The following is a 15,419-nucleotide window of genomic DNA, read 5'->3' as shown; positions in this document are numbered from 1 at the left end:
GCCTGAGACCGGCGCGCCTCCATGGTCCTTCAACCCCGGCCGGTCGCGCTGGGTCCCCGGCCCAAAATCCGCACTTCTAAACAACCGACGATCTCTTTTATGTCGTCCCGGTGATTTCTCGAAAGAAGCTTGGCCCTAAATCGTCCAGCGGCAAATCTCGCCGTTTGTGCTGTGGGCCGTCATGTACATCTCACCCAAAATCGAACGCAAAGCTAACCCTCACACGTGAAAGCGCATTCCCAATGGACACGCCAAAGCTCGGCAGTGTCACGAAGCGCCGCGCTCGCATGCGTGACGCCCGTTTGTTCACCAAGGCATTGCTCGATGGCATCAGCTTTAAGATAACGTGAGAATTATATTTCCACGTTCGGTCGGTTGTGATTCCGCGCGACCGAAAACTGTCGCAAGACTGGACTGGAAGAATGGCCGTTCGACGTATCCGATCTTCCTTCGCATGACCAAAAAGACCTTTTCCTCTAGTATTGTCCATGTCGGCCAAACAATTGCGAGGTTCGGCCAAACTCCACTTAAACGGGTACCGACCGGTTGCATGGCCTCGAAACCTTCGGCAAACTGAATATGGTTTCAAGCCCCTCAATCCAAGGAAATTTCAAATGATTCTCTCGCCGTCCGTGGTTCCTGTTTCTGACGTACGAACCGCAAATACCTATGGATCCGCGCCGGGCGAAGAGGATCGCGAAGTTTCCCAACAAGCCGTCGCGGCGCTCGAGGATGGCGGCTTTGTGATTGTCTGGGTTTCAGAAGATCAGGACGGCGACGGCAAAGGCATCTACGGCCAGAGGTTCGACGCAAGCGGCGCGTCCATAGGTGACGAGTTCCGAGTGAACAGTTTTACCCTGTTCGACCAGCAGAACCCAGCCGTGGCGGCGCTGCCGGATGGCGGGTTTACGGTCGTATGGGAGTCCGACCGGCAGGATGGCTATGAGGGAGGCATCTATGCGCAGCGTTACGACACCAACGGAGACATGGTCGGGGGCGAGACCCTTGTCAGCACATCCCCCCAAGCAGACCAATCCCGCCCCGATATCATCTCCTTTGCCGATGGATCAACCTTCGTGGCCTGGCAGAGCCTCGCTGCCGGAAGCACGACTGGCCACGAAGTTTTCGGTCAGGGGTTTGACTCAAACGGTGTTGCGGACTCTGACGTATTTCGCCTCAATCAAGCCGTTGACGGCGACCAGACAGGCGTGAGCCTTGCCGCGCTAGGCGAAAGCGGATTCGCAGCGTCGTGGAATACAGATGTGGGGTCCAACACTGTCGCCGGCATATTGGATGTGGCGGCGTATACACGTGTGTTTTCAGACCTCACGGGTGGCGCAGGCAATGAAATATTGGCTGCAGACTGGTCAACATACACCTGGAATGCACCTTCTCTTGCGACCACAACGGTGGCCGCAAATGACGGAAGCTATTTCGTTTTCACGACCGGTGTCCGTGATGCGCCAGACTTTGGCGGCAATGGCATCACGCTTTACCGGCACCTGAACGCGCAAGGCGATATTCTGAATGAGGAAACCTCGATCAGGAACGGAAGTTCTATTGATGGTGTTGCCTTGGAAGGAAACGGACTCCAGACGATCTACGGCACCTACTACAGCACTAGGTTTGAGTTCGAGTATGGCGCCCTGAGCCATCGTATTTCCCCAGATGGTGAAAACGACGTGGTACAGGTTCCGACGTCTTTCGGAGACCCATACCCGGGCAGTGACCCTACCCCCATCGTAGCGCGCCTTGAATCTGGATCTTTGATCGTGGCTTGGAACAGCAACAGCAACGACATCCACTACCAATTCGTGACCCTCAACAACTTTCCCACCGGAAGGGTTGTCATCGAGGGCAATGGTTTTGTCGGAGAAGCCCTCACAGCGGTCCCGTTGGCTGTCGATGATCCCGACGGGGTTGGGGACATCAGCCATCAATGGTTCCGCGGAGATGACGAAATCGTCGGGGCAACCGCTGCCGCCTATGTCCTGTCGCCCGAGGATGCCGGTCAGGACATTTTCGTCGAGCTTCGCTTCCAAGACGACGCAGGCGCGCAGGAAGCCATCCGCAGCACCAACACGATTTCGGACATTGGCCGCGCAATTGAAGGTACTGATGACGCCGACTCCCTGACAGGCACGTCTGGCGCCGACCGTATTAACGGCCTTGGGGAGAACGATACGATTTTCGGCAACGGAGGAAACGACACGCTGGACGGCGGCGACGGGAACGACCAGATTGCGGGCGGCGGCACCATCCTCGGGGGCATGGGAGATGACGTTATAAGCCTTTCCCATGGCATCGCGGAAGGTGGCGAAGGCAACGACACGATGTTCGGAGCCGAGGACACCCCCTCGACGCTGTTTGGAGGCTTCGGCAGCGATTTGCTGCGCGGGTCGGATCAAGCGGACACGATCTCGGGCGATTCCGGAACCGATACGGTTTATGCGGGTGGCGCCAATGACAGCGTCTCAGGCGGCAGCGGTGACGACCTTCTCTATGGGGAAGACGGCGATGACAGGATTGATCCGGGCACCGGTATCGACACCGTTTCATCCGGTAACGGACAGGATGCCATCACCTCCAATGCCGACGGATTGAACGGTGACCTGATTCAGGACTTCACCCAAAGCGACATTATCCGGATCACCAGTGCCACGCTACACGGCAGCCCCGAGGTCGTGTTTGACGGCACGGAAACCACTCTCTCTCTGGATCTGAGCGGCAACGGGGTTCCGGATTTCAGCATCCGGTTGTTGGGCGACTTCGCATCCCGGCCGCCGGACGTGTTTCAGTTAGGTGACGATATTGCCATCAGATACCTCTACATCTGGGGGACGGATGGCCGGGACAGTCTGGTCGGCACGGAGTCCCCCGACTACATCTTCGGGTTGGCAGATGGCGACACGATCGAAGGTCTGGCCGGCGCGGATACCATCGAAGGGGGCGATAACGCTGACTCTATTCTAGGGGGCGACGGGGATGATCGTCTTCTGGGTCAAGCGGGCTGGGATAGTATCTGGGGTGAAGACGGCGATGACTACATTTATGGCGCGACCGACCACGACCACCTTGATGGCGGAGCGGGACACGACACCCTGATCGGTGCCGAGGGGCGTGATGTGATTTACGGCAGGTCGGGCGATGACCTGATTGAAGGTGGCGCGGGGCACATGCTTGGCAGCAATTTTGGGAGGGGCGACACTCTGCGAGGAGGATCTGGAAACGACACGATTTACGGCGCATCCTCAGACGGCACTACCGGTGACGATGGTTTATCGGACAGCATCTACGGAGAGGAGGGCAATGACCTGCTTGTGGCCGCAAGCGGAAGAGACATCCTTTCCGGCGGCAATGGAAACGATACGATCTGGGCCGGAGATGGTCGCGACAATCTCAGAGGGGGCTTTCATCATGACGTCCTTTACGGTGAGGCGGACAATGACGCCGTCCTGGGAGAAGCGGGAAATGACACGCTTGACGGGGGCCTTGGCAGAGACAGCCTTTACGGAGGAGACGGCAACGATTTGTTGCAAGACATTTTTGACGCAAACCTGCTGATGGGCGAGGCTGGGGACGACACCCTTATCGGTGGCGATGCCAGCGACACATTGCGTGGCGGAGACGGGTCTGACAGCCTTCTTTCCGGCGCAGGCAATGACGTGCTCAACGGCGGACAAGGCGCCGATTACTTCAACGCCGGAACGGGAGCCGATACGCTGCATGGCGACCTTGGGAATGACACCCTGATCGGCGGCACTGACGAAAGCGACCTGCGTGATCTGATCTATGCCGGTGACGGCAATGACTGGGTAGATGGCGGCTATGGCAACGATGAAGTTCGCGGCGACGCCGGAAACGACACCGTGTTCGGGGGTTTTGGCGCCGATACCCTGTTCGGAGGCGCGGATGATGACCAACTGTCCGGCGGGGCCTGGGGTGATATGCTGTTTGGCGGCGATGGCGACGACCTCATCAACGGGGGCTGGGGTCATGACCGGCTGAACGGCGGAAACGGCGCGGACCGGTTCTTGCATGTCGGCATTTGGGATCACGGCTCCGACTGGATTCAGGACTATCGGGCGGCCGAAATGGATGTGTTGCTGTTCGGGGACAACAATGGCACCGCATCGCAGTTTCAAGTGAACTTTGACAATACTCCCAACGCCGGGGATACTACGATCGACGAGGCGTTCGTGATTTATCGCCCAACCGGGCAAATCCTCTGGGCCCTCGTTGATGGCGCCGAACAGGACTCGATTTACCTCCGGATCGACGGCGAAAACTTTGATTTGCTTGCTTAGATACGCAGCGCGGAAACAAACCTCCTCGGCGACTGCCCTGTCCAGCGCTTGAAGGCCGTCGAGAAGCTGGCGGTGTCCGAATAGTCGAGCAGGAACCCGACCTCGGTGACGCTATACCCGCTCTCCAGATAGGTTTTCGCAAGCGACAGCCGAAGGTCGTCGACGATTTCCCGAAAGCTGAGGCCGTCCTCTTTCAGGCGTCTTGCCATGGTGCGCGCACTCATCCCGAGGCTGGACGCAACCTCGTCAGCACATACAAGCCGATCTGGCAGAGCGCCTGTCAGGACCCCCTCGATACGGGCCCGGAGTGAGGGATTGGGATCGGGCCGGTCCTTCAAAAGGCGCTCTCCATAAGCCACGAGATAATCCCGCAGTTTGGGGTCATAGGTCGGGATTGGCAGGGAAAGCACCGAGAGCGGCAGCACCAATTCCATCTCCTCGGCACCAAATACAACCGGGAAACCGGCAAGTTTCTGGATCTGGTCCTGACGTTCGCCAACATGATGCGTAAACCGCAATTCATAGGGAAAGAAGTCGGTCCGCGATATGTCGCGCAGAAATGACAGGACTCCCAGACCCAGAAATTCCCTGTGGCGATGGTATTTGACCAGCCTTTCGTCAATCGCCTGAAACCGGAAGCTCGCCGCATTTCCGGAAACATTAAGGGTGAAATCATAGGCGGGAAACACCACCCGATTGACCTTACGGGAATGCTGGATCGCGGTGGCGAGCGTTTTTGAATAGCGGGCGACATACCCTGTCAAAGTAGAGGATTGGTGAAAGGCAAGGCCCATGCGAATGCTCCAAAGAGGATCGGCGAGCCTTTCACACGCCGCCTTCAACAGCCGGGCCTCCTGCACCGCATCGACCTCTAGCCCGCCGTGCTTCACACCCACGAGTTTCAGCAATGCCTCGGCCGTCGATTGGTCCGAGGCTTTGGCAATCTGTGTCGTCAGAAAATCTACCCGAAAACGGTCAACCTGCATCATCTCTCCCCTTCCTCGATCCTGACCCATCCGCCCCCCGCAATCAACACAAAGCGATGCGCGCCGCGAGGTCCAGGAAGGCGGATTTGTCACCCAATGACAATGGATTGGCCGACAAACCAAAATTGACATCCCGGCAAATCCCTATTTCAGGCCTGACCGGATCGAACTGTGCACTTCCACGTCGAAGGTAACGGCGAACGCGCGGGCTTCAGGGCGAAACACACGGAGTTCAATAGGGTACGACTCTTTTTGTCACCCTCAGCGAATAGTTAACAGAAGGTAAACAGACGGAGGAGCCGAGGGGACCGGCGTTTTCCGTCGCTGAAGGACGAGGCTGCCCATGACAGATGAAATTTCCGCCCCCGAAAAGCCGCCGGCCTCGCTGGCGCATCCAGAAGCAGAGACACTCCGACAGGAAAACCGGCAATGGGCCGGCAAGCTGATCCTGCTGGCCTGGACGATCGAGATCGTGCTTGTCACTGTCGGCCTTGGTGTGGCCTTTGCACAAGCCACCAGCGTACCCGCAGGATCCAGTTTTGCCCAAGCTGTACCGGTATTCGGGGTGTTTGTCGTTCTGGCGGCGGTCGAGTTGGCAAAAATCCCAGCGGCGACAGTGGTATTCCATGCGCGCGGCATTGCGCGTTATCTCGCCTTGTGTGGTTTGTTCGTGGCCTCGGTGATTTCGTTCGAGACCGTGTTCAACGGGATCGAACGCTATGTGCATGTCACCACCGCCCCCGTGAGCGAGGCACGCGCCACCCATCAAAAACTGCTTGGCGAAATCGCGAGCCTCAAAAGCGTTGCACTCGAGGACGACCTGACGGGCGATGACATCGCCGCAGTGGATGCCGAACGCCTTGCCCAACTGGAACAGTCTCTGGCGATGCGCGAAAACGCTTTGCAAACCGCCCGCGAAAACCTCGAAAGTTCCGAAACACGCGAGTTGAAGGCGCAGCTCGCAAACCTGCTTCAGCAGCAGGACGAAGCAGGCGAGGCCGCGGCGCAAGCCTGGCAACAGGAACAGGAATGGATCATGACACGCCTGAATGGGGACGGCATCGACAACCGGACCCGCGCCCAGCTGAACAACCGGATGCGCACGATGCCGGCCAAACAGTCGGTCATTACCGAGGCCCGGGTCATGTTCGATGCGGAAATCATGAAACTGAACCAGGAGGTCGAGGCCTCGATCACGCAGCCCTCGCCCGAAGCCCTGGCCGATGTCGAAACCAAAAAGGCCGAACGTGACGAGGCGGCGGCCACACTGGCCGCGTTCGAGCGCGACAGTGCAGCCCGTGCCAGCGAACGCATGACCGCGCTTCTCGGAATCCAGGCCGCAAAGACCGAGCGTTCACGAAATATCGAGGCACTGGAGGCCGAGGCTGTCGAGGCCGAAAACAACATCGCACATGCGGCAAACCTTTCGCAGATGCATCGCTGGGCGTCCTTCGTGTTCGGCGTGGAGCCCGGCGCGGTGCAGGACAACCAGGCCAAGAGGGTCGGCGCGGTCTTTGGCGCAATCCTTGGCATAGTCGCCGCCCTGACCGGATCCACCGTTGCGATGTATTCCCAATGGTTCCGCGTGCGGGGAATGCAGCCTGTCATCCGCACCGAACAGGTCGAAATCGAAAAAATCATTGAAAAAGAGATCGAGGTGCCGGTTGAGGTCGAGGTGCCGGTTCTCAAACACGTCTACGTGCCGGTGCCCGTGGGTGGCGACGTCGAGGATGACATCAATGCCATTCTCGAAGCCCTGCCACCGGATGCCGCCGAAGACCTGAGACGCCAGCTGGCAGCAGGTTTCAAGTCGGACGACACCGGAAACGACAGCCCGAAAGGAGCACCCTATGCGCGAGCAGCATGATACCCACCTTCTTGAACAGGTGATCCGCGCGAATGCCGAACGCCTCGAGGCGCCGGCACGGGAATTGAGGGCGGCCTCGGACCGGCGCAGCCAGGAGATCTCCGCCAAGGCGCACCAAGACGTGACCGCTGCAGACTCGGGCGCACAAACCGCGCTGATCCGGGCGCAAACGCATCGCGCTGTCATGGTTCTTTTGGCGCTGTCGGCCTTCGTACTGGCCCTTGGCTTTGCCGCATGGCTTGTGCTGGGTCCGGTAAACAGGGAGCAGGCATTGGCGCCTGCTGCGTCCCCTCCGGCCCCGACAGCGATCTGGCCAAACATGCCCCTGCCCGGTGCAGGCACCGACGGAGAAGGCAATGTTGTCACCACCAATTTCAGCCTGTTCCGCACAAAACACATGACCCTCGGCGGCAGAACGCTGGATGTCGAGGCAGGTCACCACTTTGACAAGGGCACCGACACCCAGTTCAAACATGCATGGTGCTATACCGACATTCGGGAAAACGGGGTCATCATCAACGTGGTGCTTGGCAACAAGAAGCCGAACCAGCCCCCTGAACGGCGTCTGCCCACCTCTCAGGAACTTGACCGGACCGGCCTGTCACTGGACGACCACCTTAGATTGTTCAACGCCTGCCCCTGGCTGGACGGCAACCCGGATCTGGCCGCGGCCCCGTCCGTTATGCCTGCAACCAAAGGCAGCTATCGCTTTACTGGTGACGTCACTGCCGCAAACGTCGACAAAATGATCGCTGCCGTGAACGACGGCGTGCGTGCGGTATCCTTCGACTCGCCCGGCGGATTGCTCGACGAAGCGATGCGCGGCTATGCGGCGCTGCGCGCGGCCAATGTAAAAACCGTGGTCACGGGCGAATGCGCCAGTGCCTGTTCGATCCTTTTCCTTGGCGGGACCGCGCGCGAGGTCGGCCCCATGGCCCGTCTTGGCATCCATCAGTGGCGTTCTGTCGAGCAACCCGCCCACGAAAGTGAAGCACAGCTTCTGTCGGGGTTGTTGGTTGCACTGTTCAAAGAGGCCGGTGTCAGCGAAGAGTTTTTTGTCGCCGGCGCCAGCACCGCGGCGGGCGACATGTACTGGCTCACCCGCAGCGAAATGCGCGACTGGGGCGTAACCACCTCCTGATCTGACCCTGCTTCCCCTGCGCCAATGCAGCCCACTTGTGTTCGCGCAACCATTAACCAAATATTAACTAAACTGTGAATGAGACCATGACGCGCCTGCTTGCCCTGCTTTTGATCCTGTCGACACCGGCCTTCGCCGCCGAAGCCCCTATTCTGACCGGCCGCGCCAGTGTGGTGGACGGGGATACGATCGAGATCCACGGCAACCGCATCCGCCTGCACGGAATCGACGCCCCCGAAAGCGGGCAGCTTTGCCTTGATGCGCGCAACCGTAAATGGCGCTGTGGCCAGAAATCTGCACAGGCCCTCGACAAGAAAATCGGACGCAAAACGGTCTCGTGCAGGATTAACGGCCGCGACCGTTATGGCCGCCACATCGCAAACTGCTATACCGGCGCGACCAACCTGAACGCTTGGATGGTCCAGAACGGCTGGGCCATCGCCTATCTAAAATACGCGCAGGACTATGTCGCGCAGGAACAGACCGCCCGCAACCGGCGCAGCGGGATCTGGCAAGGCCGCTTCGTGCAGCCCGACCAGTGGCGCAAGGGTGCCCGGCTCTCGACAGACGCCGTCGCCCGCGCAGACACAAGACAGGGCGCCTGCGTGATCAAGGGCAATATCAGTTCCAAAGGAAAACGCATCTACCACCTGCCGGGCACTGAATGGTACAGCCGCACCCGGATCAGCGAACACAAGGGCGAACGATGGTTCTGCAGCGAAGCCGAAGCCCGCGCCGCCGGCTGGCGAAAGGCGCGGTGAAAGCTGTGAAGGGCAGCTTTTGGACCATAAATGACTTTGACAAGACCCTAGAGCGTCAATTTCACCAACAATAGCCGCGCTTCGACCCACTAATAATTTTCGTTTCTCTCCTATAGCTTAGCATCAAAAGTCTTCTTTAGAGTTGGAGAACATGCTAACTTTCATGCGATGAATTATTAGGGCAACAGTTCAGGTTTACCCGATTAAGTAGACCTGTTCGAATACCGATTTATCCAATTCCAGATCGACACCATTCCACACGGCAAACCAACTCCCCGCCAAAAAAATTGAGTCCCAAAACTCAGTGACAAAACAGTCTTCGATCATTTCCGGAATATAGAAACGTTCACCCAAAACTGGATTCGGAGGCAAAACATAAAACGCCTCCAAAATTTGATCCTCCGATTTCTAACTATAGGGGCGGACCACTTCAGTGGGGGAGGATCAGCTCTCAAGACTAATGAGTTCCTTGCAAAGATGCTGGCGTGAATGCAATCCCAGCGTCCCAACCTGCAACGCAAACCCACTTCCCTCGACCTTCCAGTCCCGCAGGACATATGTCTCCTGCCCTTCCTTTGCGGGATAAAGTAGCATCAAACGGGCGGGCTTTTCGCGACTACCATAGGCGTGACCATAGGCCAGCATCTGGTAGACATCCGACTGGGACACTCCGGCCTTTTCGTCGTTCAGATCCAGCCGCTTCCACTTGGTGTCCACAATCAGGGTCTCGTCAGGCAGATCGACCACAATATCGGGACGCAGCGCGAACTTGCCGCAGGAGGTCACGGCCTTGCCGCGAGCCTGGGCGCGGACGCGACGGCCATAGGCGCGCCGGAACAGTTTGGCTGTATAGTTCTCGAAAAGATCGTTCATGGGGAACAGCAGGGCGAACCCTTCGTCCGAGCCTATGCGTGCTGATTGGGAGACCCCGCCCAGAAGAAAACGCGCCATCCGGTAAAGTCCGTGCCAAGCGCTGTTCGTGCGGTCCAGCATCACCCGTTCACGCAGCGGATCGGGGCTGATGCCCACGCCTTCCATCTGGTCCAGTGCATCATTCAGCATGGTATAGGTAGCGGCCAACCCTGTGCGGCGCGCCAACAGACGCACGGCTGCCGCGACCACGCGATTCAGGGGCGTATCATGGGTTAACTCGTCGAACCGGCAGGCCAGCCGGTCGGGGCGCACGGCGTGCCGCGTGAATTGCCGTTTCACATCCAACGCACCCCGCAAAACCGCCAGATCATCCTGTTCGGTCCGATAGCGTCGCGGCAATCCATATCTCAGCGTAGCGGTTAGCCGACGGGCAAAGGACAGAATAATTACTTCGAGCAGGTCAATCGACTGGCTTCCGAACCCCGCCAGACCCTCCGCAGAAATCCGCAGATCATAGGCCACATCCAACATGTGGATCAGCGTGGCCCGACCATCCTCGCCGTCAATGTCGATCTTTGGCAGGATTTCCAGCACAACACCGGGCACGCTCAGAACGCCGCAGACCTGACCCGCCTTCACATGCTTGTGACGCCGCGCCAGAACGGCCTCGGAGCCGAGCTTTAAAACAGCGGCCCGATGGCTGGCCAGACGGCACAGCCGATCCGCCTGTTGCGCCCCGAGCATCTCGGGGCCCTCTCCAACCTTCACCTGCTGCCACTCGTGGCAAACCAGCCGCTTCTGCCCCGAGAAAGCCTTCACAGGCTGTCCCCGATGTCGGACACCCCCAAAATAAGCTCGCGATAGGCTGCCGCACCGAAACTCGGGGCGACGACATAGCGATAGCGTGTTTCGCCATAGCCCTCGTCCAGCCCCGGCGGTGCGGTCAGCTCAACCCGGTGCAGAAACGCATCCCCGCCCCCCAAAACCGCACGCACTCGCCCCAGATCCTCGTGGAAATATTCCCGCAGCAAAGGGATCACCTTGTTCGCCATGATGTCGTCCAAATGAGCAATATCGCGCGCGCCCATCATCCACGCATGACCGATCAGGTGATCCGGTCCGATCAGGTATTCCAGCCGCTGGTTGATGGCCGTCAGCACTGCGGCAAGATCAATCCCCCCGACAGGATTCAGCAAGGAAGGATCGGGGTCAACCGCCTCGAAATGGAAGCGCCGACGCAGCGCAGTATCCAATAGGGCAATCGAGCGGTCTGCAGTATTCATGGTGCCCAGAATGTGCAGGTTCGACGGCAGCGTGAAATGCTTCTTCGAGTGGGGCAAGACCACCGACAATTCGTTTTCCTGTCCTTCCCGCTTGTCCTCTTCCAGCAGTGTGATCATCTCGCCCATTACTTTGGAAATGTTGGCGCGGTTGATCTCGTCGACAATCAGGACGTGGGGCAATGGTGTAGCTTCGGCGTACTCTGCATCAGAAACCAGATATGGCAGCAACCCTCCCCAGCGCACCTTCTTCATGTTCAGACCGTTCAGCATATGCGAGGATAAATCGGAGTCGTAGAAGTCGGAAACATCTATGCCGTTACCTGTCTCGTCAATCCAAACCCAATTTACCGGTCGATGGTGACGGTAATCATATTTATCGGTCGCGACATATTCATAGTCACCCGTCACGATGCCAATTGCGCATATTTTCCGCAGGCCACTTGGTACAACAACAACATCATCCGGCTTCATCCTGCTTCGGATTTGCCATGCCTGTTCGACATGTTGGTTCTTGTGGCTTGCGTTTTTGTTTCCTGGCAAAGACCGCCAATATGCGAGCATCGCTTCGTACGTTTCCAACTCCGCTGGCGACCAGTCGACCTCTCCACCGAAATAGTTCGCAATATACCCATTATCAAAGCACGCTTGTCTTTGCTCTTCGACCAAAGGGTTACTCTGCATTCCAAGAGCCACTTTAAAAATCTGTCTATTTTCTGTGGAAAACTCATGGTTTGGATCGGTTGCAGCGATAGGTCGCCGCGCATTCATTGCCATCTTTTTTAAGGCCCCATCCACAGGCTCCAGCCGAAACCCCGCCCCCTGCCCGTCTCCACCGGTCATCGGGCGCAAGCCTTCGACAAACTCCTCATAGCCATAGCTCTGGTGAAAGGTCACGAACTCGATCCGGTTGGCAGCACACAACTCGGCATAGCGCGTCATCACAGCGCCCCGATCCTCCGGCACGCCCCCGTCGCAAATCCTCACGGCCCGCGCCGCCGTTTCATAGGTTTTTCCAGTGCCAGGCGGGCCGTAAAGAATGGTGTTGAGGGGTAAGTTCAATTTAGATGGCTTTTTCTCTTGCGAAGTCGGCATGCCACCCTCCTCCAAAGTAAAAACAAAAGTTGTTGACGGACTCACATCCGGGCCTTGTGTCTGAGGTGGTTGCACCTTCGCGAGGTTTTGGAACTTATTGCCGCGCAGAGACTGACAGACATTTGGCAACCGCTGTTGCAGAAATAGATCCTTGGCCAGGTCTCCTGCACGAATGCGAACTTGTCGCTCTTGCCGTTCTCGGGCTGGCAAGATGTGATACACCAGAGCGCTTTGGCGGATTCTGTCCGCATCCCGCAGCAAATGTGCCAATTGTTCTGGCGGGGATATAGGAGTATTGGCCCTGTCGACAATGATGTACCCGGCATTGTGCAATTGCGCTGCCGCCGAGCCTTTGGTTGACCACCCTCCAGTGATCTCGGGATTGTTCTGAATGAACCCGATCAACGGCTTGGTCGGAAACACGGGGTTGCGTCGTGCACGTGTGGACCGCACCCAATAGTCACGCGGCTCACCAAATGCCTCGAAGATTTCCGCGTGTTCGCGCCTCTCCAGAAAGGCTTCATAGGCGTCCATCGCGGCTTCAACGGACTCACGTGTAATGTCGGTGGTTTCCGAGTTGTATTTACCGACAACCCAAAGGGCAGACTGCACGTCCATCAAGTTGCGCGGCGCCAGCCCACGCTCGGCAAAGGCGCGCTCGACAGCGCGGGCAAACCGCAGTTCTTCAGCATACTCCTCGGCGGGGTCTTCTGATCGCGGAAAGGGTTGGCCCGTGGCTTCTTGGTAAAGTTCGTCCAGGATTGTCCGCCTGAAGTAGACGGCATCGGAAGGAAACAACTGCATCGCAAAAAGGCTGGCCACTTGCCGCGCGTGGTCGCGTTGCGGTTCCGGACAATCTCGCATCCAAATTTTTGTAAAGTCCGAGACAAAAGACTCCACCTCTGTCCCATCGCTTTCAACAAATTGACCGATAACTCGACCCAAATCCGCCTTCGGCCAATCCCAACCGAATTTAATCATCAAGAATTGGTTGAGCAGACTGTAGCCGCTAAATGCGGAACGGATTGCCTCTGCATATTCCGTATCACTACCGCATTCGTCCAGCTTTTCCCTGAGCCTTTGGGTGCGCTTCAGCTTAAATTCGATCTCGGCCTCATCAAACTCCTGATTTGGGGGATCGAAATGCTTGAAACCTTGAAACACGGATTTTAGGGCGGAAATCCAGCGGGAGATGACATCACCGTCGAGTTTCAATTCCGAACGATAGACGGGTGGAACAGGCCTCCAGTGGCTACCGTTGCTGTTACCGTCGATGACCACACCAGCCGCGGCACTTTTACTTGAGAAGAGGTGATCTTTGGAAAACCTGTAAAGTTCTGGATCCTGATCGGGCACCAGCACCCCTTGCGCAAGCAATGTCTGGGTCAGACCACGGTTTCTCTTAACCGCAGGTGATCCCTCTCTCATGGCGGTTGAACCTTCTTTTACAAGGAAGCCATCAGCTAATTCAAAGCCCTGTGCTATAGCTTTTTCTTTCCGGAGCTGAAAAGGCACCTCATTTTTCTGTCTATCACTCAATTCTACGTCTCCACTTCCTCCAACGCCGCCAGCGCATTGACCAATCTCATTTGCTCCACTGTATCGCAGGGTGTCGCTACAAGCGCCGGTGAGGCGAATACGAGGCTAAGCGCCTTGGCCCGGCTGATGGCAACGTTCAGACGCTCGCGTGACAAAAGGAAATCCAGCCCGCGGGACGTTTCGGCCGCCGAGCTGGCCGTCATGGAAATCAGCGCGATCGGCGCTTCCTGTCCCTGGAACCGGTCCACGGTGCCAACCCTGATCCCGCCCAGCGCCTCGGCCAGCGCGTTGACCTGCGCGTTATAGGGGGCGACGACTATGATGTCGTCGGTTCGGATGGGGCGTGTGGCGCCGGTCTTGTCGGTCCATGTCCCCGTGAGCAGCCGGTCAACCATGGCACGGATTGCCTTGATTTCTTCGGGGCAGTCCTGCGCCCGGCCTGTATGCGCGACCGGCACCAGAAAGGCCCCTGCTGACGGCAGGTCCGGCACCTCGACCACCTGATTTGCGGTGTCCGGATGGGCCTGAAGCGTGCCCTCGTAGAACTGGTCCGAAATATAGCTGGTCAGCCGCGGATGCATCCGGCGTGTCGTATCCAGATAGATGCCCCGATCGGCTGGCAGAACGGCATGGTCCCCCATGATCCAGTCAAGACAGGACAGGTCTGCCGGATGCGGATGCGACCCTTGGATCACTTGTGGTAACTGGCGCGGATCCCCCACCAGCACCAGATTGGTCGTGGATCGCGACATGGCCAACGCATTGGCAAGGCTCACCTGTCCGGCCTCGTCGACGAACAGGTAATCGAACGTACCCTCCAGTTCTTCGCGCGCGAAAAGCCAGGCCGTGCCGCCCACCACCTGGGCCGACCCGTGCAGTGGATCCGAAGAGGTGCGCGTCTGGATGATTTCACGATACCCCTCGGGCAAGGGACCCGCGCCCGTTTTGTCCTTATGGGCGATGGTCACATCCTGAACCGTGAGGTCGATGTCGTCCTCCCCGAGCGCATCAATACAGCCCATCAACACGTTGCGGATAGCATCATGGCTGTTGGAGGACACACCAACCCGTTTGCCCGCCCTGACCAGAGACAGGATGGCACGGGCAGTGACATGGGTCTTGCCGGTGCCGGGCGGACCCTGAACCGGCAGGACCGTGCCGTCCATCAGATGCACGGTCTTTGTCAAACGCTCGACGGGATCGGCATCCTGTGGCAGGGGGGCATCCGCCACAAGCGCGGGCGGATTGGGCGCCAACAAATCTTCGACGACAGCCCTCGTGCCCTTGTCGCACTGGTCGGCAATCATCGCGCGCACAGCAGCCGGAATAGGTTTGGGATCCACTCCGAAATCCGGCAACAGGTCGATGCGGTCGCGCAGGGCAGCGGCGTTCTTCTTTCCTACCTTGACCGAAACCGTCTGCGCCTTGCGGTCCAGCGCGGTGATGGTGACACCGACCATCATGCCATCGCCCATATCGACGCTCGCTCTACTGCCTTTGCGCAGTTTGGTTTCCTGAAAGGCATAGCGATACGGTCGTTCGAGCGACTGTTTCACTGTCGTTGCGGGCG

8 protein-coding genes are annotated in these 15,419 nt (G+C 58.1%); 4 read left to right on the top strand and 4 right to left on the bottom strand.

Annotated features, from left to right (window positions below; genetic code table 11):
- Nucleotides 1–614 precede the first annotated feature (614 nt).
- Nucleotides 615–4,307: a calcium-binding protein gene (locus WNE31_RS07975; protein ID WP_349979203.1), complete on the top strand. Its 3,693-nt coding sequence runs from the start codon at nucleotides 615–617 to the stop codon at nucleotides 4,305–4,307.
- Here the strand turns inward: WNE31_RS07975 and WNE31_RS07970 are convergent.
- Entirely contained in the window at nucleotides 4,304–5,296 is a 993-nt protein-coding gene (locus WNE31_RS07970) for a helix-turn-helix domain-containing protein (protein WP_349979202.1), read from the bottom strand. The two genes, WNE31_RS07975 and WNE31_RS07970, sit on opposite strands and share 4 nt — an antisense overlap.
- A gap of 340 nt (nucleotides 5,297–5,636) precedes the next feature.
- Here WNE31_RS07970 and WNE31_RS07965 point away from each other — a divergent pair, with 340 nt between their 5' ends.
- The 3 genes from WNE31_RS07965 to WNE31_RS07955 all read left to right on the top strand — a co-directional run bounded on the left by WNE31_RS07965 (nucleotide 5,637) and on the right by WNE31_RS07955 (nucleotide 9,062).
- Nucleotides 5,637–7,160 (top strand): hypothetical protein, encoded by a 1,524-nt coding sequence (locus WNE31_RS07965; RefSeq protein ID WP_349979201.1) that lies wholly within the window; start codon nucleotides 5,637–5,639, stop codon nucleotides 7,158–7,160.
- A complete protein-coding gene (locus tag WNE31_RS07960; protein WP_349979200.1) occupies nucleotides 7,144–8,301 on the top strand; it encodes a COG3904 family protein in 1,158 nt (385 codons plus the stop codon). The genes WNE31_RS07965 and WNE31_RS07960 overlap by 17 nt, the downstream gene beginning before the upstream one ends.
- An 86-nt stretch (nucleotides 8,302–8,387) precedes the next feature.
- Nucleotides 8,388–9,062, top strand: coding sequence for a thermonuclease family protein (locus WNE31_RS07955; protein ID WP_349979199.1), 675 nt, complete (start codon nucleotides 8,388–8,390; stop codon nucleotides 9,060–9,062).
- 444 nt (nucleotides 9,063–9,506) lie between these two features.
- Here WNE31_RS07955 and WNE31_RS07950 read toward each other — a convergent pair whose 3' ends face one another.
- The 3 genes from WNE31_RS07950 to WNE31_RS07940 form a co-directional block, all read right to left on the bottom strand.
- Nucleotides 9,507–10,703 (bottom strand): McrC family protein, encoded by a 1,197-nt coding sequence (locus WNE31_RS07950; protein ID WP_349979198.1) that lies wholly within the window; start codon nucleotides 10,701–10,703, stop codon nucleotides 9,507–9,509.
- A 47-nt stretch (nucleotides 10,704–10,750) separates the two neighbouring features.
- Nucleotides 10,751–13,849, bottom strand: coding sequence for an AAA family ATPase (locus tag WNE31_RS07945; protein ID WP_349979197.1), 3,099 nt, complete (start codon nucleotides 13,847–13,849; stop codon nucleotides 10,751–10,753).
- A gap of 2 nt (nucleotides 13,850–13,851) precedes the next feature.
- The coding region (locus tag WNE31_RS07940) for a DEAD/DEAH box helicase (protein WP_349979196.1) at nucleotides 13,852–15,419 on the bottom strand (1,568 nt) is incomplete at its 5' end.

Source organism: Shimia fortis (genome assembly GCF_040225985.1).
Lineage (GTDB): Bacteria > Pseudomonadota > Alphaproteobacteria > Rhodobacterales > Rhodobacteraceae > Shimia.
Note: the sequence above shows the minus strand (reverse complement) of the source record. Positions and strands in the feature narration are given on the sequence as shown.

Excerpts from the sequence above, each read along its gene's own strand:
- WNE31_RS07960 (WP_349979200.1), top strand. The coding sequence starts at position 7,144 with ATGCGCGAGCAGCATGATACCCACCTTCTTGAACAGGTGATCCGCGCG.
- WNE31_RS07965 (WP_349979201.1), top strand. The coding sequence starts at position 5,637 with ATGACAGATGAAATTTCCGCCCCCGAAAAGCCGCCGGCCTCGCTGGCG.
- WNE31_RS07955 (WP_349979199.1), top strand. The coding sequence starts at position 8,388 with ATGACGCGCCTGCTTGCCCTGCTTTTGATCCTGTCGACACCGGCCTTC.
- WNE31_RS07970 (WP_349979202.1), bottom strand. The coding sequence starts at position 5,296 with ATGATGCAGGTTGACCGTTTTCGGGTAGATTTTCTGACGACACAGATT.
- WNE31_RS07975 (WP_349979203.1), top strand. The coding sequence starts at position 615 with ATGATTCTCTCGCCGTCCGTGGTTCCTGTTTCTGACGTACGAACCGCA.